At 63.0% G+C, this 21172-nt stretch carries 21 protein-coding genes; 18 read left to right on the top strand and 3 right to left on the bottom strand.

Going from position 1 to position 21172, the window contains the following annotated elements; all coding sequences use genetic code 11:
- Positions 1 to 3 precede the first annotated feature (3 nt).
- Positions 4 to 453 carry a PaaI family thioesterase gene (locus HV796_RS12590; protein WP_175226818.1) on the bottom strand — a complete coding sequence of 150 codons (450 nt, stop codon included), beginning with the start codon at positions 451 to 453 and terminating at the stop codon, positions 4 to 6.
- A gap of 423 nt (positions 454 to 876) precedes the next feature.
- Here HV796_RS12590 and HV796_RS12585 point away from each other — a divergent pair, with 423 nt between their 5' ends.
- Positions 877 to 1737 carry an MBL fold metallo-hydrolase gene (locus tag HV796_RS12585; protein WP_175226817.1) on the top strand — a complete coding sequence of 287 codons (861 nt, stop codon included), beginning with the start codon at positions 877 to 879 and terminating at the stop codon, positions 1735 to 1737.
- 60 nt (positions 1738 to 1797) lie between these two features.
- On the opposite strand, the gene HV796_RS12580 is transcribed toward HV796_RS12585, so the two are convergent.
- Positions 1798 to 2916 (bottom strand): AGE family epimerase/isomerase, encoded by a 1119-nt coding sequence (locus HV796_RS12580; RefSeq protein ID WP_175226816.1) that lies wholly within the window; start codon positions 2914 to 2916, stop codon positions 1798 to 1800.
- A gap of 150 nt (positions 2917 to 3066) precedes the next feature.
- Between HV796_RS12580 and HV796_RS12575 the strand changes: the two genes are divergently transcribed.
- A complete protein-coding gene (locus HV796_RS12575; protein ID WP_175226815.1) occupies positions 3067 to 3753 on the top strand; it encodes an MgtC/SapB family protein in 687 nt (228 codons plus the stop codon).
- Positions 3754 to 3772: 19 nt separating this feature from the next.
- Here HV796_RS12575 and HV796_RS12570 read toward each other — a convergent pair whose 3' ends face one another.
- A complete protein-coding gene (locus tag HV796_RS12570; protein ID WP_175226814.1) occupies positions 3773 to 4450 on the bottom strand; it encodes a hypothetical protein in 678 nt (225 codons plus the stop codon).
- 278 nt (positions 4451 to 4728) lie between these two features.
- Here HV796_RS12570 and HV796_RS12565 point away from each other — a divergent pair, with 278 nt between their 5' ends.
- From HV796_RS12565 to HV796_RS12490, 16 genes are all read left to right on the top strand, one after another.
- On the top strand, positions 4729 to 5868 hold the full coding sequence (locus HV796_RS12565) for a TIGR03032 family protein (protein ID WP_175226813.1): 1140 nt from the start codon (positions 4729 to 4731) through the stop codon (positions 5866 to 5868).
- Between the two features lie 645 nt (positions 5869 to 6513).
- Entirely contained in the window at positions 6514 to 8223 is a 1710-nt protein-coding gene (locus HV796_RS12560; protein WP_246355837.1) for a ShlB/FhaC/HecB family hemolysin secretion/activation protein, read from the top strand.
- A 100-nt stretch (positions 8224 to 8323) separates the two neighbouring features.
- Positions 8324 to 10075 (top strand): DUF2341 domain-containing protein, encoded by a 1752-nt coding sequence (locus HV796_RS12555; RefSeq protein ID WP_246355836.1) that lies wholly within the window; start codon positions 8324 to 8326, stop codon positions 10073 to 10075.
- A gap of 99 nt (positions 10076 to 10174) precedes the next feature.
- Entirely contained in the window at positions 10175 to 10579 is a 405-nt protein-coding gene (locus tag HV796_RS12550) for an ExbD/TolR family protein (RefSeq protein WP_175226811.1), read from the top strand.
- A gap of 46 nt (positions 10580 to 10625) precedes the next feature.
- Complete coding sequence (locus tag HV796_RS12545) at positions 10626 to 11348, top strand: TonB family protein (protein ID WP_175226810.1); 723 nt, start codon at positions 10626 to 10628, stop codon at positions 11346 to 11348.
- A 72-nt stretch (positions 11349 to 11420) separates the two neighbouring features.
- The gene (locus tag HV796_RS12540; protein ID WP_175226809.1) at positions 11421 to 13226 is read left to right on the top strand and encodes a putative porin; all 1806 of its coding nucleotides are present in this window, start codon (positions 11421 to 11423) and stop codon (positions 13224 to 13226) included.
- Between the two features lie 8 nt (positions 13227 to 13234).
- Positions 13235 to 13933, top strand: coding sequence for a hypothetical protein (locus HV796_RS12535; RefSeq protein WP_246355835.1), 699 nt, complete (start codon positions 13235 to 13237; stop codon positions 13931 to 13933).
- Positions 13934 to 14093: 160 nt separating this feature from the next.
- Positions 14094 to 14642 (top strand): YbjN domain-containing protein, encoded by a 549-nt coding sequence (locus tag HV796_RS12530; RefSeq protein ID WP_175226808.1) that lies wholly within the window; start codon positions 14094 to 14096, stop codon positions 14640 to 14642.
- Positions 14639 to 15124: a hypothetical protein gene (locus HV796_RS12525; protein WP_175226807.1), complete on the top strand. Its 486-nt coding sequence runs from the start codon at positions 14639 to 14641 to the stop codon at positions 15122 to 15124. The genes HV796_RS12530 and HV796_RS12525 overlap by 4 nt, the downstream gene beginning before the upstream one ends.
- 88 nt (positions 15125 to 15212) lie before the next feature.
- Positions 15213 to 16103, top strand: coding sequence for a peptidylprolyl isomerase (locus HV796_RS12520; RefSeq protein WP_246355834.1), 891 nt, complete (start codon positions 15213 to 15215; stop codon positions 16101 to 16103).
- 23 nt (positions 16104 to 16126) lie between these two features.
- Positions 16127 to 16906, top strand: a complete 780-nt coding sequence (locus HV796_RS12515; protein WP_175226806.1) for a hypothetical protein — start codon at positions 16127 to 16129, stop codon at positions 16904 to 16906.
- 12 nt (positions 16907 to 16918) lie between these two features.
- Positions 16919 to 17308 (top strand): hypothetical protein, encoded by a 390-nt coding sequence (locus HV796_RS12510; RefSeq protein ID WP_246355833.1) that lies wholly within the window; start codon positions 16919 to 16921, stop codon positions 17306 to 17308.
- Positions 17309 to 17357: 49 nt separating this feature from the next.
- Positions 17358 to 18794 carry a Do family serine endopeptidase gene (locus HV796_RS12505; RefSeq protein ID WP_175226805.1) on the top strand — a complete coding sequence of 479 codons (1437 nt, stop codon included), beginning with the start codon at positions 17358 to 17360 and terminating at the stop codon, positions 18792 to 18794.
- Between the two features lie 77 nt (positions 18795 to 18871).
- Positions 18872 to 19396 (top strand): YbaB/EbfC family DNA-binding protein, encoded by a 525-nt coding sequence (locus HV796_RS12500; protein WP_175226804.1) that lies wholly within the window; start codon positions 18872 to 18874, stop codon positions 19394 to 19396.
- Positions 19397 to 19546: 150 nt separating this feature from the next.
- Positions 19547 to 20776: a hypothetical protein gene (locus HV796_RS12495; RefSeq protein WP_175226803.1), complete on the top strand. Its 1230-nt coding sequence runs from the start codon at positions 19547 to 19549 to the stop codon at positions 20774 to 20776.
- A 219-nt stretch (positions 20777 to 20995) separates the two neighbouring features.
- On the top strand, positions 20996 to 21154 hold the full coding sequence (locus HV796_RS12490; RefSeq protein ID WP_175226802.1) for a hypothetical protein: 159 nt from the start codon (positions 20996 to 20998) through the stop codon (positions 21152 to 21154).
- The last annotated feature ends 18 nt before the right edge of the window (positions 21155 to 21172 follow it).

Raw genomic sequence — 21172 nt, 5'->3', positions numbered from 1 at the left:
GCGTTATTCAGCCTGCGGTTCCCCGTGGTGATGATTGTCGGTGCCGTCACCGATCCGGTTGATGGTGCCCTGCGCAACCGCGACAAGCCGCTCGCGGTCGCCGTCCGTCACGTACACACTGCATTGGCAGGTCGCCTGATGGCGGCCCGCATAGACCACCTCCGCACGGGCCATCAGAACGCCGTTCACCGCGGGGCGCAGATAGTTGATCTTGTACTCCCCGGTAATCACCCTCGGTCCCAGCGCCAGCGCGCCGGCAAACGTCAACGCGTTGTCCGCGAGATAGCTGATCACGCCACCATGCACGAACCCGTGCTGCTGCCTCAGATCGTCGCGGATCGGCAGGCATAGCGTCAGCTCGTTGGCGCCGACGTACATCAGTTCGGTGCCGAGCAGCATGCTGAACGGCTGCGCATGCAATGCGCCGCGCGCCCGATCCAGGAGATCAGTCATCGTCGGATTTCCTTCGGGCATGGCCCGCTGTGACGTTCCACCCACTCTAGGAAGCGTGAACACGCCAAGTCAAGGTAATCCGGAAAAAATCGCCATGTAACTATTGTGAAAAAAGGTTGTAATTAGCCGCAAACCCGTCGGCCATCTCAAGCGAACGCTCGTATTGCCGTAAACCCGAACGCATGGTTTTTTCATTTCAATTCAGTTGGGACGAGATGTTCGGCGAGATCCAGGTCGCCGCACACGCGCTCGACGCGACATCGCGTGGCATCGAGCGAAGCGCCGACAGGATCGTCGAGACGAGCCAACCCGTCAGTTTAAAGATGCGGTCGCAGTGTTCGCGATTTCCAATTCGATGCTGGCGGACGCCCGGTAGCTCGGTTATCTTCCCAGTTGCTGACGGTATGAATCACGGTGACTGAGATGAAACCTGCGATCGAAGCATTCCACGACCCCGTTACGGCGACGATCAGCTACGTCGTGCATGCCGGTCCCGGATCGCAGTGCGCGGTGATCGACTCGGTGCTCGACTACGATCCGCGTTCGGGCCGCACGTCGACGCATTCCGCCGACCGCATCATCCAGTTCGTGCGCGATACGGGTCTAAACGTGCAGTGGCTGCTCGAAACGCATGCGCATGCGGACCATCTGTCCGCCGCTCCTTATTTGCGTGAGCATCTGGGCGGCGCGATCGGCATTGGCGAACATATCCGTTCGGTGCAAAAGATCTTCGGCCCGGTGTTCAACTTCGAGCCCGAGTTTCACGCCGACGGCGCGCAGTTCGATCATCTGTTCGTTGCCAACGAAACTTTCGGGGTCGGCGAGCTGGAAGCGACAGTGCTGCATGTGCCTGGTCATACACCCGCCGATGTTGCCTATAAGTTCGATGGCGCGGTGTTCGTCGGCGACACGCTGTTCATGCCGGACGTCGGCACCGCGCGCTGCGATTTTCCCGGCGGCGACGCGCGCATGTTGTACGCGTCGATCCGCCGGCTGCTGAGCCTGCCGGGTGACACGCAGCTGTACATGTGCCACGACTACCCGCCGAACGGACGCGGCGTCTGCTGGCAAACGACGGTGAGCGATCAGCGCGAGCGCAACATCCATATGCATGATTCGGTCGAGGAGCACGCGTTCGTTCAGATGCGCAATACGCGCGACGCGACGCTCGGCATGCCGACGCTGCTGATTCCGTCGATTCAGCTGAACATCCGCGCCGGCGTCGCGCCGGCGCCGGAAGCGAACGGTATCCGTTATCTGAAGACGCCGCTCAATGTGTTGTGAACAGCGGCGCTGTCAACGGAGGTCTTTTGGAAAGCGACGCCGATTTCATCACACAACGCCTCACAGCGCGGCATACGCCGTCGCGAGGTGATACGGCGTGGTCGACGGCATATCGTTGCGCGCGACGTCGCCTGCCGCGGTCTTGCATTCAAACCAGCCTTGCGGGCGCAGGAAGCGTTCGCTGAAACGCGCGATCTGCTGCGGCAGCGCGGCGCGCATGCCAGCGTCCGGATGGACCGCGAGTGCGCGCAAGTATTCGGATTGCGCCCAGATCCGCTGGGTCGCGTCTCTGATCGCCCCTTGTTCGTCGAGCGCCAGCGCGACGCCGCCCGTTGCCGTGTCCACGCCATGTTGCCGTGCAAAAACGAACGCACGGGCAAGCGGTTCGTCGAGGCCTGATCGATTCAGCAGTGTGCCCGCCTGCCGCACGAGCCAGAACCATTCGAACTGGTGGCCGGGCTCGAGCCAGTTATCGGCACTGCCAATCGGCAGCTCGGCGATGCAACCGGTCGGCGCATGCACGAACGCGCGCGCGACCGCATCGCAGAGACGCTCGAGCGCGGTATCGAATGCTGCGTCCCCAGTGGCTTGCCGCGCGGCAAGCCACGCTTCCGTGAGATGCATCAGCGGATTCTGCAGCGGTCCGCCGCTCGCCGCGGAGAAGCTTGCGTTCAGCGCTGCGTTGTAGAGCCCTTGCGCGTTTTGCTCTCCGTGCAACCCGTTGCGCACCGCAAAGCGCTCCTCGATGATCGACGACGTGCGATGCACGATATCGAACGCGTCCCGATTGCCCGAGCGTGCGCCGTACTCGGCACACGCGAAGACGACAAACGCGTGCGTGTATAGATCCTTTGTCGTATCAAGCGGCGCGCCATGCGGGTCGACGCTGTAGAACCATCCGCCGCGCGTGCTGTCATGAAAGTAACGGACAAGCGATTCGAAAAGTCGTTGCGCGTGGTCGTCGGCCCCGGCCTGCGCGAACACGAACAGTTGGCGCGCGCAGGCCATTGCGCGGTAGCGGACGGCGGGTAGCGGCCGGTGGCCGTCGGCGGCGACGGCCTCGTAAGGCAGGTTGAGCGCTTCATTGAAGCCGGGACCGCGCCAGGTCGGCAAGACGACGCTTGAAAAATGTTCGCGCAGTGAAAGCGCGGTGGCGGTCGTCGAAGCGGGTGGTCTCATGAGTCGAAGTCAGGTTAAAAATGATGTGCATCGCTATCCGGCGGCGCGCGGCCGGCACCGGACAGCCGGCGAATAACCCGTTATGGTACGCCGCCCGGGGCCGGGGCGGACCGCATCTTGCTGGCTCGACAAAAAACAGGGGGACACAATATGCCAGGCAATCTTGAATTTATCGCGCGGCTCGTGATGGCGGCCGCACTCGGTAGTGTGATCGGGTTCGAGCGAGAACGGCTGTCGTGGGCGGCGGGGTTGCGCACGCATATGCTGGTGTGCGTCGGCTCGGCGCTGATCATGATCGTGTCCGCATTCGGGTTCGCCGATGTGCTGGGCGGCGAACACATCGTGCTCGATCCATCGCGGGTGGCAGCGCAAGTCGTATCGGGCATCGGCTTTCTTGGCGCGGGGTCGATCCTGTTGCGCGGCGAGATCGTACGCGGCCTGACGACCGCCGCAAGCCTATGGTCAGTCGCGGCGATCGGCCTCGCGGTGGGCGGCGGCCTGTACACGGCATCGATCGCGGCGACTCTGATTATTCTGCTCATTCTCGCCGGCATCAAGCCGATCGAGCGCCGCTTCATCACCGCGAAGCAGCGGCGGCAGATGACGCTGCTCGCCGAACGCGGCACGCTAACGTTTCACACGCTGCACGATGTGCTCGGCCCGTCGAGCGCGCGCGTGAAGCAGTTCGTCGTGCAGCAGAGCGACGACTCCCCTGAGCATGACGAAGTGATGATCACGTTTAGCCGCGTATCGCAGCCGGAATACAACGCAATTTGCGAGCAATTACGACAGTTTCCCGGTGTAAGGGAGTTTCGGGACAACGGCACGCACACGTGAGACGGTCGCCCTGGAGCGGTTATGAAGGACCGCTCTTATGCTTGTCACGCGTGTCAGTCGAACTTGAACTGGCCACCGCGCGCTCGACCCTCTTGTCCTCCCGTTCCGCGCGATCGTACGCAAATGTTCCGCGCGAAATGCGATGCCAGATCGGCACTTCGAACGCGAGCCATGCATGCAACACCGATGCATGGACGAACGATAGAACGCAGAATGCCGCTGTCGCAGTGAGCGTCAACTGCAATTGCGTGAGCGAACCCGCTATATGGGCTGTGCCGTCCGTGGGCATAAGCGGTCCGGCCACATCTTCGAGGATGCCCGTGCCCCATACGAGCATCATGAACAACGCGCTGCCGACAAACGCGCTTACGCCGAAATAGCGAAGCGCAATGCGTGCGCGGCTGCCGAACGGCCGGCGATGGTGCCGCTGGTTCGCGTCGACGATCGCGACCGCATTGGTGAACGCGACCACCGCCATCGCTGACGGCCAGAAATACGGGCAATCGCTGTGCGCGTTGATCAGCAACAGAATGCCGACCACGGTAAACGGCGGGGCGAGCAGCGTGTTCGCGAACCACGACGCGCCTTGCCACGCGCTCCACGGGCTGCGCCAGCGCAGCGGGAACGGCGTGGGCTGGCTTGCGCGTGACGTGAAGCGCTCAGCGATGGAACGCAGCCGTTTCAGGCTCGGCGGCACGCAAATCTCCCTGCCCAGCCAGTTTCAAAGTGACAGCATGATGCGTTGTCAGCCGATATCGCGCGGGTCGCTTGGTCGGAAATCATGAGTTAAATTCGTCTTTTTCACCTGTGTCTACTGCTTAGACGGATCGGGTGCCGCTATCCCGCAAACTTGTGTGCGATTGCGCATATCCGGTGTTTCTGTCACATGCTTGACTCAAAACATAAGCTACCTTGAAAAAAGACCAAGCCGTTCGATACGTCGAATGTTGCACACGCAAATAAAAGGAAAAGGTAGTGGAGCAGTCTCCGCATGAAGCCGCAGCGCATCCCTCGCAGGCAGACCACGTAGAAGCGCCGTTGATTAACTTGCGCGATACCGGGCGCTTTCTCGACGTGCTGGCGTCGCTGAAGTGTTCGCTCGCCATCAGCCGGCGCCCGTCGGGCGTCGCGATCGTCGGCGTCGAGAACGGTGTACCGACGCTGTCGGCGTGCCAGTTGCCCCGCTCGATGGGGATGGCGGTCGGCGGCAAGCGTCTTGCGATTGCGACGATTCACGAGCTGATGATCTTCGCCAACGTGTCGTCGCTCGCTCCGCTTTACCCTGAACGGCCGGACTATTACGACGGGATGTTCGTACCGCGCATGTCCCACTATACGGGCGATCTCGACCTGCACGACATGGCGTTCGACAAGCAGATCGTGCTGGCCGTGAATACGCGCTACTCGTGCATCAGCGTGATCGACGGGTACTTCAACTTCACGCCGATCTGGCAGCCGCCGTTCGTCACCGAATTCGGCCCCGACGATCGTTGTCACCTCAACGGTATGGCGTTTCACGAATCGAAAGTACGATACGTGACCGCACTCGGCGAGACGAATACGCCGTTCGGCTGGCGCAAGGGCATGGCCGACGGCGGCATCGTGATGGAAGTGCCATCAGGTCGAATCGTCGCGAACGGCCTGTCGATGCCGCACTCTCCGCGCATCATCGGCGGCCAGCTGTACGTGCTCGAAGGCGGCCGCGGCGCGCTGTTGAGGATCGACCCGGCAAGCGGTGCAAAGGAAATGGTCGCGAAACTGCCGGGCTTCACGCATGGGCTCGCCGAGTATCGAGGCGTGCTCTTTGTCGGGCTGTCGAAGCTGCGCATGAGGCGCGGCCCGCAAGGCTTGCCGATCGAAGCGGAACGGGACGAACTGGTGGCGGGCATCGCCGCCGTCGACCTCGCGAGCGGCTCACTGCTCGGTATTCTCGAGTTTTACAACGGTGTCGAGGAAATTCTCGATGTGCAGGTGCTGCCCGATGTGTTGCGCGCGGAGATCCTGAATCCGCGTCAGTGGGCGCAAATGCCGTCGATTACGACGATGCGCGGCGGATTCTGGCAGCAAAGGCCGCGTGAAGAAGACGAGGACGCAGGCACGGTCGCCACGCAGTAACAGACGCGCGGCCACTGCGGAATAACCGGCGCCTTTTGTCCGTAATCTCAACGACAAAAAAAGTGCGGGTTGGCGTGATCTAGTACGTCTTGATAGATGGGGGAAAAGAAACTCCTTCTGCTGTCATCCCGCGTCTTCACACCCGCTGGTTGCCGCGTTTCGCGGAAGCGGCGGCGCGCCTGCAGCACAAGCCACGTGGTCGTAGGTTCGACCTGCCGGCTTGTTCAAACAAAAAATGTGCGGTTTCCCGCGGTTCATTCCGTCTATGCAAATAGATGCGTCAGTTCGAATGCCGCATGAGTAGAGCGCATGCGCAACGCGTAAAGCAGACAAAGCAGAAAGTTGAATCTGAAGCTGGGGTCTGGGAGTAGCGGCTGTCCGATTAATCGCAGCGATTGAACGCGGCAATTCAGCGGAGCGGCCGGCGGTAATGCAGTCGACTTTTCGCGAATGTGAAACGCGGTTGCGTCGAGTGAACAGGCAAGTAGGTGTGGTGCGAGAGAGACCAAATTAACTATTTAGGAATACTGAGCCGCTGTCATCAAATTGACCTGAAACACGTATAGCGCGAACCGATGCACAAGCGAAATGCGGCAAGCGGAACGACGGCAACGCTGGGAATTTCAAGCAATCAAGGGGTGGCGCATGACGCCGGTAGTAGACGGGGAATCGAATAACCGGATCGGGCAGTGCCTGGCGGGTGCATTGCTGGTAAGCGGGATGACGCTTGCGCCGCTCGCGCAGGCACAAGCGCAGGCACAAGGGCAGGAAGGAACGCAGGCAACGGTTCAGGCAGCGGCGCAAACCGGTGCGCAAGCAACGACCCAGGCAACGGGCGGAGCGGCGCGCGCAACGGGTAACTCGCCGCCGACCTTTGACGTCAACGAGTTTATCGTGCGAGGCAATACGACACTGCCGTCCATCGAGATCGAAAAGGCCGTCTATCCGTTCGAAGGACCGGGCAAAACACTCGCGGATGTGAATGCGGCGCGCGATGCATTGCAGAAGGTCTATCAGGACAAGGGCTATCAATCGGTGGTTGTCGAATTGCCGGCTCAGCAGGTGAAGGGCGGCGTGATTCTGCTGCAGGTTGTCGAGGCGAAAGTGGGCCGCTTGCGGGTCGAGGGCGCGAAGTACAACTCGCCGCTGGAGATTCGCGATGCGGTGCCGGCGCTCGCGGAGGGCAGCGTGCCCGATTTCAACGCCGCGCAGCAGCAGCTGACCGATCTGAACAAGGCGCAGGACCGTCAGGTGATTCCGGTGCTGAAGGCCGGCGCGTTGCCGCAAACGGTCGACGTGGACCTGAAGGTCGACGACCACAGCCCGCTGCACGGCAGTATCGAACTGAACAACGACCATAGCCCTGAGACGTCGGAACTGCGCACGGTCGCATCGCTGAGCTATTCAAACCTGTGGCAGCTCGGCCACGTTGTCTCCGGCAGTTTCCTGATCGCGCCGCAGCACCCGCAAGACGCGAAGGTCTATACGTTCTCGTATCTCGCGCCGTTGCAGGGCACGCACTGGAGCCTGCTCGCCACCGCGTATCACTCGGACAGCAACGTCGCATCGCTGGGCGGCACCACCGTGCTTGGCAAGGGTACGTCGTTCGGACTGCAGGCGCTCTACGCATTGCCGTCCACCGACACCTATGCGCAGACGGCAAGCGTCGAAATCGATCACAAGCATTTCGACGAAAACGACATCCTGGCGGGCATGTCGTCACAAGCGCCGATCACCTACGTGCCGGTCACGTTTGCGTACAACGGCCAGCTGAATCTGAAGAGTTCGCAGACCGCGTTCTCCGTCTCGTTGACGACGAACCTTCGCGGCGCGAGCAGCAGCGCCGACGATTTCGACAACAAGCGCTTCGACGCGACCTCGGATTTCCTGTACGGCAAGTTCGACATCAATCACACGCAGAACCTTCCGCGCGATCTGCAATTGAACGCTCATGTGAGCGGGCAGATCTCGAACTCGCCGCTCGTGTCGAGCGAGCAGTTCGCGGCGGGCGGCATCAATACCGTGCGCGGTTATCTGTCGGCGGAGAACACCGCGGACAGCGGCGTGATCGGTTCGCTCGAACTGCGCAGCCCCTCGGTCGCGAAGTATTTCAACGGGTCGATCGTGAACGACTGGCGCTTCCATGCGTTCGTCGATTCCGCGCATCTGTGGCTGTTGAGCCCGCTTCCGGAGCAGGACTCGTCATTCAACATGCTGTCGGTTGGTATCGGTACGCGCATGCAGTTGCTCAAGTATGCGAGCGCCGACGTGGAGATGGCATTCCCGTTGAAGTCCGGAACTTTCACGAAAGCCTATAGCCCGCGTTTTGACTTCTTTGTGCGCGCGAGTTTCTGACCGGTTTCTTTAAATGTGTCGGGCCGGACGTGGACCGGCCGGTTTACCTGGGGAGTGGACTGTGAAGCGAGCTTGGTTGGTTTTACTGACGGTGGCCCTGATGTGGCTGCCAGGGGTGGCGAATGCGTGGTGGCAGAACGACTGGTCGTTCCGCAAGTCGATCACGATCGACACGACGCCGAAGGGCGGCAATATCGCGGAGTCGGCTGGACGCGTGCCGCTGCTGATCCGCCTGCATTCGGGCAACTTCCAGTTCGACGGCCTGCAGGACAGCGGCGCGGATATCCGCTTTGTCGCCGCCGACGACAAGACGCCGCTTAACTACCACATCGAACAATACGATCCGGTGCTCGGCGTCGCGCTCGTGTGGGTGGACATACCGCAATTCCCGGCCGGCGCGACAGAGAACATCTGGATGTACTACGGCAACAAGAAAGCGCCGGACGGCGCGAAGCCTGCCGAGACGTTCGATCCTGACTACACGCTGGTCTATCACTTCAACGGTGCGTCGGGTACACCGCCGAAGGACCTGACTGCCTACGGGAACAACGCGCAGAACGCACCGGCGCGCATCGTCGAAGACGGCATCATCGGCAAGGCCGCGCAATTCGACGGCAAGACGCCGTTGAATCTGGCGGCGAGCCCGTCGCTCGCGATTCCGGCAGATGGCAAGTTCACCTTCAGCGCATGGGTGAAGCCGGCCGCGCTCGCGCCGCAGACGCTGCTGTTCGCTCGACGCGACGGCGCAAATGGCTTGCTGATCGGCCTCGACAATGGCGTGCCGTTCGCCGAAGTCGATGGTGGCGCCGCGCCGGCCCGTACGCCTGCGTCGGCACCGATCGCCGCTGGCCAGTGGTCGCATATCGCGGTGACCGCGGACGGCACCAATCTCACGCTGTACGTGGGCGGCCACCAGGTTGCGCAAGTGGCGGCGACGCTGCCCGCGATGAACGTACCGGCCGCGATCGGTGGCGATGTTGCGGGCGGAACCGGCAGCGCGTATGTCGGCGAGATCGACGATCTGCGCCTGTCGAAGGTCGCGCGTTCGGCGACGCTGCTCGACATCGACGCGATGACGCAAGGCGCGGAATCGAAGTTCGTCAACTACGGCGCCGATGAAAAGCAGTCGGGCTTCGGCTTCGGCTACTTCGGCGTGATCGTGAAGTCCGTGACCGTCGATGCATGGGTCGTGATCGTGATCCTGCTCGGTATGGCGTTCACGTCGTGGGTTGTGATGTGGAACAAGGCGCAGTACGTCGGCACCGTCGACAAGGCGAACGCGTATTTCGTGAGGCGTTTCCGCGAAGTGGCCGGGCGCCATCTGGTCGGCCTCGCGCATACCGACGAGCGCTCGGAAGACGGCCGCCGCCTGCGTCATTCGTCGCTCTACCGGCTGTATCGCGCGGGCGTTGCGGAAATTCACAGCCGCGTCGATGAAAACGGCCGCACGGTCATCAGCAGCGAATCGATCGAAGCGATCCGCGCGACGATGGATGCAACGCTCGTGCGCGAGAACCAGCGCCTGTCGAAGTCGATGGTCCTGCTGACCATCGCGATTTCGGGCGGTCCGTTCCTCGGCCTGCTCGGTACGGTGGTCGGCGTGATGATCACGTTCGCCGCGATTGCCGCCGCCGGCGACGTCAACGTGAACGCGATCGCACCGGGTATCGCCGCCGCGCTGCTTGCCACCGTGACGGGTCTGTTCGTCGCGATTCCGGCGCTCTTTGGCTACAACTACCTGCTGATCCGCAACAAGAACGTGACCGCGAATATGCAGGTGTTTGTCGACGAGTTCGTGACGCGTCTCGCGGAAGCGCATCGCAGCGCGGACCACGCGATCGCCGCCGACTGATAACGCAAAAGCGGACGCAAAAACGGATGCAAAAGCGCACGAAACCGCAACCGACACACGACGCGCGCCGCAGCACGCAACAACGGAGGGCGTAACGCCATGCAAGTTCAGGACGACGACAAGCCGTACGACGACATCAACATCACGCCGATGTTGGACCTCGCGTACGTGCTGCTGATCATCTTCATCATCATGACCACCGCGTCGGTGCAGGGGATCAAGGTCGATCTGCCGAAGGCGAGCTCGTCGGCGAGTCTCGCGAAGCCGCAGACCAAGGCGATCACCGTGTCCGACTCAGGGCAGATCTACCTCGATGCGTATCCGGTGACGATGGACGAACTCGAGAACCGGCTGCGCACGATCAAGGCCACGACACCGGATGCGCCGATCGTGCTGAAGGGCGATTCGGCGGTCGCATACCAGAAGGTGATGGACGTGCTCGATCTGCTGCGCCGGCTCGATCTGACGCAGGTGGGTCTCGTGACGGGCAAGCAGAAATCATGACACTCGCGCCCAGCATCAGCAGCGCGGCCGGCAGGAGGCCTCGCTCATGGAAATGACTTACGAGGGCGGCCACGGCGGCGATCCGGACGACGAGCGCAAAGGGCTGAAGCGCTTTGTAAAGCCCACGCTTGGCGTGCTCGCAGTGGTCGGCGTCGGGCTCATCGTCTGGCACTACGCAAACGACACGGCCGGCGTGAAGCGCGTCGAGGCGCCGCGCGTGACGACGGTGATTCCGGTGCCGCCGCCACCGCCGCCACCGCCGCCGAAAGTGAAGCCGCCGCCCGAGAAGCAGCCGGAGGTGCAAACGCCGGTGCCGAAGCCGACCGCGACGCCGAAGCCCGCGGAAACGCCCAAGCCGATGGACAACATGCCGAAGCAGATGACGATGAACGCGCCCGCGCAAGCGGGGACGGACAACTTCGCGATCGCTGCCGGCGATGGTTCAGGCATGGCGGGCAGCGGAACCGGCAATGGCTTTGGCAATGCCACTTACCAGCAATACATCGTGTACGCGCTGCAACAGGCCGTCGAGCGTGACAAGGGCGTGCAGGAATCGGGGCAGGGGATGCGCTTCGCGGTCGGCGTGAATCTGTGGCTCGAGCCGTCGGGACGCATCGTCCGCGTGACGATCGGGCAGTCGACCGGCGACCCGAAGCTCGATGAAGCCGTGGTCAGCGCGTTGCAGTTGCTTGGCAAGCTCGACGAACCGCCGCCGCCGACATGGCAATACCCGGTGCGGCTCAACTTACAGGGGCATCAGCCGGGCTGAAGCGAATCGCGCATGTGCATCGTGGACCAGGCGGGGCCAGTAGAAAAATCAGCAGTTATGCGGAGAATCAGAATGATTCAGAAGATGGTGTTACGGGGTGGCGGGCAGCACGGTGGGGGGAGTGCGATCCGGCGCACGCGGATCAGCTTCGCGGTGCTCACGGCACTGGGGATGGCGCTGACCACGGGCGTGCATGCGCAATCGCTCGAAACGCAGGCGGCGACAGGCACGGCCGCGCCGACCGAAAGCACGGTGATCAACCTGATCAACCTGCTCGTGAAGCGCGGTGTGCTCACGCAGCAGAATGCAAACGACCTGATCTCGCAGGCGCAGGCCGAAGCCGCGCAAGCGAAAGCGGCCGCCGCGCGGCCGCCGGTGCCGCTGGTTGCGCATGCACCGACACAGCCGGGCGATGTCGCGGTGCCGTACGTGCCGCAGGTCGTGCGCGATCAGATTCGCGACCAGGTCAAGCAGGAAGTGGTCGCGCAGGCGAAGGCGGAAAACTGGGCGCAGCCGAACACGTTCCCGGACTGGGTATCGCGGATCAAGATCGACGGCGATTTGCGCTTGCGTGACCAGTTCGACTTTTACTCGCCGCGCAACGTGACTGGGCTGACCAACTTCGCCGCGGTCAACCAGATGGGCGGCTTCGACTTCAGCGGGAACTCGGGTAACGCGGCCCCGCCGTCCATCAACACGACCACGAACCGTTCGAACCTGTTCAGCATTCGCGCGCGCCTGGGGGTCACCGCGCAGGTGGCCGAGGGCCTGAGCACCGGCATTCAGCTCGCGTCGGGTAACGACAACGATCCGGTCTCGACCACACAGTTTCTAGGCGGTGGCTTTGACAAGAAGAACATCTGGCTGAACAAGGCCTACATCAGCTATACGCCGACGTCGTGGCTGAATCTTATCGGCGGCCGATTCGATAACCCGTTCTTCTCGTCGGACCTGGTGTTCGATCCGGATCTCGAGTTCGACGGTTTCGCCGCGAACTTCCGCCATGCGCTGCCGGTCGCGGCGGACGTGACGCTGTTCGGCACGCTCGGTGCATTCCCGGTGCAATACAGCGACGACAACTTCCCGTCGAACAGCCCCGTGAAAGCGGGCAGCGATACGAAGTGGCTGTTCGCGGGCCAGTTCGGCGCCGAATGGAAGATCAACGAGACGAACCGCCTGAAGGGCGCGATCGCGTACTACGACTTCCAGAACACGCGCGGCTCGCTGTCGTCGCCTTGTGCGCTGTTCCTCGGCGCGACGAGCTGCAGCACCGACAACGATGCACCGGACTTCATGCAGAAGGGCAATACGCTGATCGCGCTGCGCAATATCGTGGATAACCCGAACCTCGCGCCGGGCACCACGCCTCAGCCGCAGCTCTTCGGTCTCGCTTATAACTATCGCCTGTTCGACGCGAAGCTCGAATGGGATACGAAGCTCATGGACCGCTACAAACTGCGCCTTGACGGCGAGTTCGTGCGGAACCTCTCGTTCGACGCGAACCAGGCGCTCCATGCGCCGGCAACGCCGGTCAACAACTTCAACACCGCGAGCGCGAATGTGTCGGAATCCGACTACCGCAGCGGCGGCAACGGCTACATGTTCAAGGTCACGCTCGGCGAGCCGGATCTGGTCGAGAAGGGTCAGTGGAACTTCTCGATTGCGTACAAGTATCTGCAGCCGGATGCGGTGCTCGATGCATTCACCGATTCCGACTTCCACCTCGGCGGCACGAATGCGAAGGGCTACGTGATCGGTGCGCAGTATGCGGTCGCGCGCGATGCGTGGGTGTCCGCGCGTTACCTGAGCGCACGCGAAGTGTACGGGCCGCCGCTGGTGATCGACGTGCTGCAGCTCGAGCTTAATGCGAGATTCTGAGGCGGACCATGCGAAAACGTCTAATGAGCAGCGTGGCAAGCGGCTGCCTGAGCACCGCGCTGTTGTGCGCGTCGTTGTCGGCTATTGCGCAAAGCGGTAGCCTCGAAGACCGGTTGCGTACGCAACTTCGTTCGACCGTCGAGCAGTTGCGGCAATTGCAGGACACGCAGGCGCAATTGCAGGCGGACAAAGCTGCGGCCGAGCAGCAGCGTGACAAGGCGCTGGCCGACCTGAAAGCCGCGCAAGGCGAGCTGGATGCGGCGAAAGGCAAGTCGAGCGCGCAGGAGCAGGCCGAGCGCTCACTTGCCGCCGAGCGCGCGAGCCATGTGAAGGATTCGCAGGAGCTGACGAAAGTGAAGGCGTCTTACGACGCGTTGCTCGCCGAGTCTCGCACGCAGGAGGCACAGCGCAAGCAGGCGCAAAACGACCTGAAGACGCGCGACACGCAACTGCAAACGTGTGAAGCGAAAAATGCCCAGCTATACACGGTCGGGCACGACATTCTCGATGCCTACGAGCACATCGACCTCGGCACCTTCATGAAGGCGCGCCAGCCGTTCGCGCAAAGCGCCCGCGTGAAGTACGACGAGATTGCGCAGCAGTATGGGGATCAGTTGTACGCGGGCAAATATGACCCGAACGCGCGTCCCGCTGCGGCTGCATCGGCACCTTCGGCCGCGGCGAGCGCAACGATCGAGGCGAAATAACACAGTCATGAAGGCGTCGCATTATACGCGGTCAAATAGCGCACTTCACGCATGGCAGCCAATGCATAGCAGTTAATCCAACTCGCGCAGTTCGGGCATTCGGATCGAATAACAGGATTTAAAAGCGGCTTAAAAGCAGGACTTAAAAACAGGAATGGATATGACGACCGCAGCAAAGGCAGCAACGAAGAAGAGCAGCGACGATTTGTTTATCGAAGCCGTAAGCGTTGACCAGCTGGCCGACGTATTCAAGGCTGCGGGCTACCGCGTCACGCCGGCCGAGCAGAACGGCGTCGTGCAACTGATGAGCGCGAGCCAGGGCGTCGGTTTTGCGGTGCGCTTCGGCAATGCGTCCAGCGAAGCCGGCGCGTTCCTCGACTTCACGCTGAGCTGCGCGCTGCAAGTGCAGGGCGAACTGCCCGCTGAGATCGTCGCGAGCTGGAACCGCACGAAGCGCTTCGCGCGGCTGTGGGAGCAGGCTCAGTTTCTGGTGCTCGAAATGGATGTGGTGGTCGCAGGCGGCGTAAGCGAGCGCAATCTGCGTTCGTTGATCGAGCTGTGGGACCGCCTGATTCGAGAGTTCCTGCTGCATCTGCGTAACCGGCCGGCCATGGCCGCGGCGGCAGCCTCCGGTGATGCAATGGCAGGCGTCGCGGTCGCGGGATTCGTGAACATCGCAGCAGACGCGCAGCAAGCCGAAGCGAAATGAACAAATTGGGCAAGCCGGGCGTGGTTGGCGCGCTCGGCGCGGCATTGCTTGCGCTCACGCACAGCGTGTGGGCGGGCGCGGGTGCACAGCACGTGAGCGTCGAGAAAGCGCCGCAAGCATGGCTTGCCTATGCGCAGCGGGTTTCGGAAACCCTGCAAGCGGCGCTTGCCGCCGATACCGAAACCGCGCGCCGTTTCAACGAGTACTTCAGCAACTGGGTCGACACCGATGCCGGTGCTGCTGCGCCGACACGAACGCTGGCCGATGGCGGACCGCTGCCATTCGATCCGCCGACGCTGAAAGTGCGCGTCTGGCTCGACCGCACGGGGCACGTCGAACGAGTCGAATTCGCCGATATCGGCGACGACGTCGCGGAAGCCGAGTTGCGCTCGCTGCTGCTAGCTCAGACGGTGGGCGCGCCGCCGCCAAGGATGATGAAGCAGCCGGTGGTCGTGCGTCTTTCGCTCGGCGCCGAGTTGTGAAGGTGCGGGACGGCAGCTGTCGAGGCCGCGCCGATGCGCATTGACAGCCCAGGTTGGGTCAATATTTTCAGTAGTGGGGAGTCGAAAAGTGAAGAAATTCGCAATGGCCGTAAGCAGTGCAATGCTGGCTCTGTCATGCGCAGCGCATGCACAAGGCGACGTGATCGCGCGCGCGGGTGATGCGTCGGTCACGCAAGCCGACATGACGGCGTTCCTGAAGGCGCTGAGTCCGGATATCAGAACGCGGCTTGCCGCCGACCCGGCACAGCTCGACCGGCTGGTGCGCGCGAAGCTCGCAGCGTCGGCCGTGCTGGCCGAAGCGCATGCGAAGGGCTGGGACAAGCAGCCGCAAGTCACCGCGCTGATCGATGAAACCCGGCGCGACGTGATTCTGCGCAGCTATCTCGCATCGGTATCCGCTCCGTCGGCCGACTATCCGTCCGATGCGGAAATCCAGTCAGCTTACGACCGCAATCCGGCGCTGTTCACGCAGCCGCACGCTGTGCGTCTTTCGCAGATCTATATCGCCGTGCCGGCGGGCGCCGATGCGGCGACCGTCGACAAGGCGCGCAAGCAGGCTGCGGATCTCGCGCGTCAGGCGCGTGCCTCGGGCGCGGATTTCGCTACGCTCGCGAAGGCCAATTCGCAGGAGTCGCAAAGCGCGGCGAACGGCGGCGATATGGGCTTCGTACCGGACGGGCTGCTGATGCCGGAAATCCGCAAGGCGGTCGACGGCATGAAGCCGGGCGATGTTGCAGGACCGTTGCAAACCAAAGCGGGCTTTCATGTGATCAAGCTGACCGATACGCGCGCACAAAGTGTGCGGCCGCTCGCTGACGTGAAAGAACAGTTGCGCGCACAACTGCGCCAGCAGCGTGAAGCGCAGAACGCGCAGGCGTATATGGCAAAACTCGCGGACCCGTCGGCCGCGACGATCGACGAAGATGCGCTGAAGAAGGCGCTCGCCGCGGTCCACTGATCGACCCGCCAGAGCCGATGCCTATGACCGGAACCTCGTCCGATACCGCGCTCCAGCTCGACGACCTGAACGCCGGCGCCTACGGTTTTCACGTCGTCGGCGCGCACTATGGGATCGGCGACAAGGCGAGCTTGTATTGTCCAGTCTGCTTCGGCGAACTCGTCCCCGTTGCCGACGACGCGGGTCGGCGCTTTCGGCACTTTGTCGCGCAGGACGAGGCGCGCTGCCCGCTCTCGACGCTGTCGTATCAGCCGGACGTGCCGGGCGTGCACCGCAGGCGCGATGTCGCGCTCGAGCGGGAGCAGCGCGGCGTCTTCATCGAGAACTGGCAGCGTCATTTCCAGGTGATGCGGCGCGCGGCGCCGTCGCTGACGGTGCGGCGTTTCATCTATCTCGTCGGTTACGCCGATGTAATGAACCTCTGGTCCTATCCGGCGCTCGAACAACATGACCTGCCTTATGTGCTGCTGACGCTGGCCCAATTCATGCGCGCGGGAGCAATGGGCGGCAGGCCGGTTTGGGTGCGCTTCTGCTTCGATGCGACCGTGCGCGACGTAGGCGATTTATGGACGCATCGTGGGCCGCAGGCGCGGTTCTTCAAGATGATGTACAACGCACCGCGCGAAACACCGTTTCCGACGTCAAGGCAGTTGATCCACTATGAAACGGTGCGACGCGATACCTCCTTCCTCGAGACTCCGCCACCCTGGATGAAACGGGCCGATGTGAAGGAGTTCCAGCGCTTCGTGGCGTCTGGCCGCCAGTCGGCCGACCCGGGGCGCGCCGACACGGGGACATCATGAGAGGGTCTTGCGATGAAACAGCATAGACATGTCCTTCGAATCGCGGTGACGTTATCGATCGTCGGCACGGCAATGATGGGCGACGCAGCGTGGGCGCAGAGTGCGCCTGCTGGCGCCAGCGCGGGCGCCGCGCAGGCGGGCTCGCCGAACAATGGCAAGCGTGTGTGCGTGAACGCGGAAATGAACGGCGTGCAGGCGCTTTCATACGATTGCCTGAGCCAGCAGCTCGCACCCACGCCGACTGCCGCGTCCAGCGGCGTGAGCGCCGCCGAAGCGCAGGCGAAGGCGCCGTCGAACCAGGTCGGCACATTCAATTATTCGGCGGAAAGTATCCGCTTCGGCAATGCGTGGGGCAATTCGGTGACGCCGCAACGGCCGACGTCTGCCGCGCCGGTGAAATAATGCCGCGGCGCGGCACCGCGCGCGGGTCTGAAAACAGGCAAACGAATTGATGACAACCGCAAAACGAGGTCTTGAACGGGGTGGAGCGCGGGTCGCCATGTGTGTCGTGGCCGCGTCGTTTTGCGTGAGTACGGCGAGCGCCGCTGTGAGTGACGATGCGGTGGGCGGCGCGGTGCCGCCCACCGGCGCCGCACAGATCGTGCTGCCTGATTTTGCGTCGCTTGCGAAGCGCTACGGGCCGGCGGTCGTCAACATCAGCGTGACGCATGAAGTCACGCAGATGGGCGTGCAACTGCCGCCCGGCATCGCGCCCGGCAATCCGCTTGCGCCGTTTCTCGCGCGCCGTGTGATCGGCAATCGCGAGGAGGTCAGTCTCGGCTCCGGCTTTATCGTCACCGCGGACGGCTATATCCTGACCAATCGCCATGTGGTCGGCGACGCGAACGTCGTCGATGTGAAGCTGACCGACAAGCGCGAGTTCAAAGGCAAAGTCGTCGGCACCGATGCGCTTTCCGATGTTGCGCTGATCAAGATCGACGCGGACGATCTGCCGGTTGTCGTCACCGGCAATCCGCAGCGGGTCGATGTCGGCGACTGGGTGATGGCGATCGGCTCGCCGTACGGCTTCGCCAATACCGTGACGTCGGGCATCGTCAGCGCGAAATCGCGTTCGCTGCCCGGCGAGGCGTACGTGCCGTTTATTCAGACCGACGTGCCGATCAATCCGGGCAACTCGGGCGGGCCGCTGTTCGATCTGCGCGGCCGCGTCGTCGCGATCAACTCGATGATCTATTCGAAGACCGGCGGCTATCAGGGGCTATCGTTCGCGATCCCGATCGACGTTGCGCTTGACGTGAAAGATCAGTTGCTGAAGACCGGTCACGTGAGCCGCGGCTGGCTCGGCATCAGCCTGCAGGAAGTGAGTCAGGCGCTCGCACGATCATTCGGCCTCGCGAAACCCGACGGCGCGCTGATCAGCGTCGTCGATCCGCGCGGCCCGGCGGCGCGGGCCGGCATGCAGGCGGGCGACGTCGTGCTTGCGGTCGATGGTCACGATATCGACGACTCCGTCGATCTGTTGACGACGGTTGCAAAGATTCGCCCAGGGAAGAACGCCGATCTGCTCGTGTGGCGCGATGGCCATGCGATGCATATGAGCGTCGCGGTCGGCGAACTGGACAGCAATGGTGGCTCGGCCGCCAATGCCTCCGCTGCACCGCCTTCGCGGCTCGGTATCGTGGTCCGGCCGTTGTCGACCGTCGAGCAGCAGCGCCTCGGTCTCGATCATGGACTCCTGATCGAACAGGTGACGGGGCGGGCGACGCGCATCGGTTTGAAGGCGGGCGATATCGTCCTGTCGGTGAATGGGACGCCGGTCGCGTCGCTCGATCAGCTGGTCGTCGAGCTGCGCCAGCTGCATGACAACGCGGCATTGCTGATTCAGCGCGGCAACGCACGTGTCTATTTGCCGTTCGATCCGGCTTGAGCGGGGGGCGCTCGGGATGCGGGCATGCGCATCCGATTGGTCGTGTTCAGTTTGCAACCGGGGCTTGGGGAGAATCGATGAATAACGTCAAGCGAAGCGCGTCGCCGCGCTTCATCTGCGCGATCGGCCGCGCGATCAGATGCACGATCGGCGTCGGTGCGCTTGCATGGGGCATCACCGGTCACGCGCAAACTACCGGCGTGCCGCCAGCGTGGATCGCTTACGCGCAGCTCGTCGGCGAGCAGTTCCAGCATTCGCTCGAGGCGTATGACGACACTGCTAATGAACTTCATGCGTTTCTCGAAGACCGGCTGCAGCATCCGCAGGGCGACGCGGTGCCATCGATGATTGAGGTCCGCGCGTGGGTCGGCGCCGATGGCGCGGTGACGCGCGTTGCGTTCGACTCGCTTGGCGATGCGCAGGCGAATGACGATCTGCGCGCGCTGTTGATGGCGCACGCGATCGGCAGCGCGCCGCCGGCCGATATGCGTCAGCCATTGCGCGTGCGGCTGGAACTGGAGCCCAAGCCCGACGCACAACCCGACGGTGATCCGAACGCGAAACCGCAAGCGGCGCCGCGCAGCGCGGCGAGCACCTCGTAACCAAAGAGGGATCGGCGAATGATGGCGGGATGACGCATTTCCACAACGTGTGAGCGGTGATCCTTCATCGGCGGGATCGAATCGCTGCGGCTTGTCGTCCATAATAGCGGCGCTCGACCCGACTCCCCCGGGAACACTTTGGAACACAACATGGCCGATCCCGCAGCACCCAGCACTTCCCGTTCATCCCGCTCAGGCTCGAAAGAGCCGCGCACCGCCGCCGTGTCGACCGAAACCGAAAACAAGCTTGCGCGTGCCGCGCGTTCGGCACAGCGCCTCGCCGAACTCAGCGACGTGCCGGCCGACGACAGCACGCTCGAGCTGTTTCCCGACGACCCCACGCGCGCGGCATTGCAGGCGATGAACATCGATGTGCGGCAGGGGACGCTGAGCGGTTTCGAATTGCCCGATGAGGTGCTGGCCGCAGTCGAGGTGGCAACGGAAGGCAACGACGCGCAAGAGACGCGACCGGAGACAAAGGTCGTACGCCGCAACGCGCGCGCGGCGCAAGCGGCCGATGCGGCGCGCACGGCGCAACCGGAGGCGGAAACATCGACGGTGAAGGTCGAGCAGAAGGCTGCATCAACCTCGGCGCGCAGCTGCTTTGGCGTCGATTCGGGCGAGCCGGCGACAACGGCAGCGGGTGCCGACGTGTCGCAAGTGAATGTCGACGACAAGGGCGCGGCACGTCACACGTCGCTGGCGGAAGTCTCGCCGGTCGCGCAGCCGATGGTGGCAGTTGCCGCGCTTCGCGAGACCGCCCCGTCACGTTTTGCAGCTGACGACACGAGTGCCGCATCGCGCGACGTAGGCGCGTCGATGGGCGCGGGCGCCGCGGCTACCGCGCGTCCGGCGCAACCGCAACCGCATTCATATGCTTCGACCGCCCGCATGCCGTTTGGAGCAGCAAGCAGTGCGGCGGCCGCGACGCAGACTGCGCCCCGCGCGACGCCCGAGCTGGATCACGCGCGCGCGGCCGCGTTCGCCGATACCGTCGATGCGCTATACGGCGTGATTGCAGACCAGCGCCGCGCCGCAGCCGACCATTCGCGCAGGATGAAGCGGATGTTGTCGATCGTCGTCGGCGTGCTGCTGGTGACGGTGGCGATTGGCGTCGCGCAGATGCTGCTGCTGGTGCACCTGACGCAAGACTCGATCCTTCACCAGCAACGCATCGAGCAGATGCTGCTCGGCCAGCAGGCGACACTCGCGACGCTGCTGCAGACGGAATCGTCGCCTGCAGCAGCGATGCCCGCGGCACCGGCGGCCAATGCGGATGCGCCGGCGGCCGTCGCGCCGCGGCAGCCTGCCGACGCGCATTCGTCCGCTAAGGCACAGCCCGCGCGTAAGCACAAACCGTCGACGACTCACGCGCACTGACTATTCAGGCCGCGCGCCGGTGGCGCGTGTGTCTGGTCTTCAATCGCTCCCTTTTTTCATCGTTTGCTTTGTTGCAATGATGCAACGCATCAACCGATGCGACGATCGAGCGCACGCCTATTTACATAATTTTTGTGCGGCGCACTAGACTTGATCTAGGGAAAACCCTATACTTGCTTCTAAGGGAAAACCCTGAATCAATCATCAACGGGAGTCGCCATGAACTTTCTTTTTGCTCTGTACCAAAAGGTCAGCGACCTCTTCGCGTCGCCGTACCTGCCGCTGGATTCGGATTACTCGTACGAAGCTCGTCACCGCGAAGCGGAGCGTATGCGCCGCGCGCAGGCGACGCTGTTCGGCGTCCGTCTCACCGACTAATTGGGCGAGTCCCAACGC

The sequence above is a fragment of the Paraburkholderia humisilvae genome, from assembly GCF_902859855.1.
In the GTDB taxonomy this organism is placed as follows: Bacteria; Pseudomonadota; Gammaproteobacteria; order Burkholderiales; family Burkholderiaceae; genus Paraburkholderia; species Paraburkholderia humisilvae.
The sequence above is the reverse complement of the archived record's forward strand: the minus strand, read 5'-3'. Positions and strand labels throughout refer to the sequence as shown.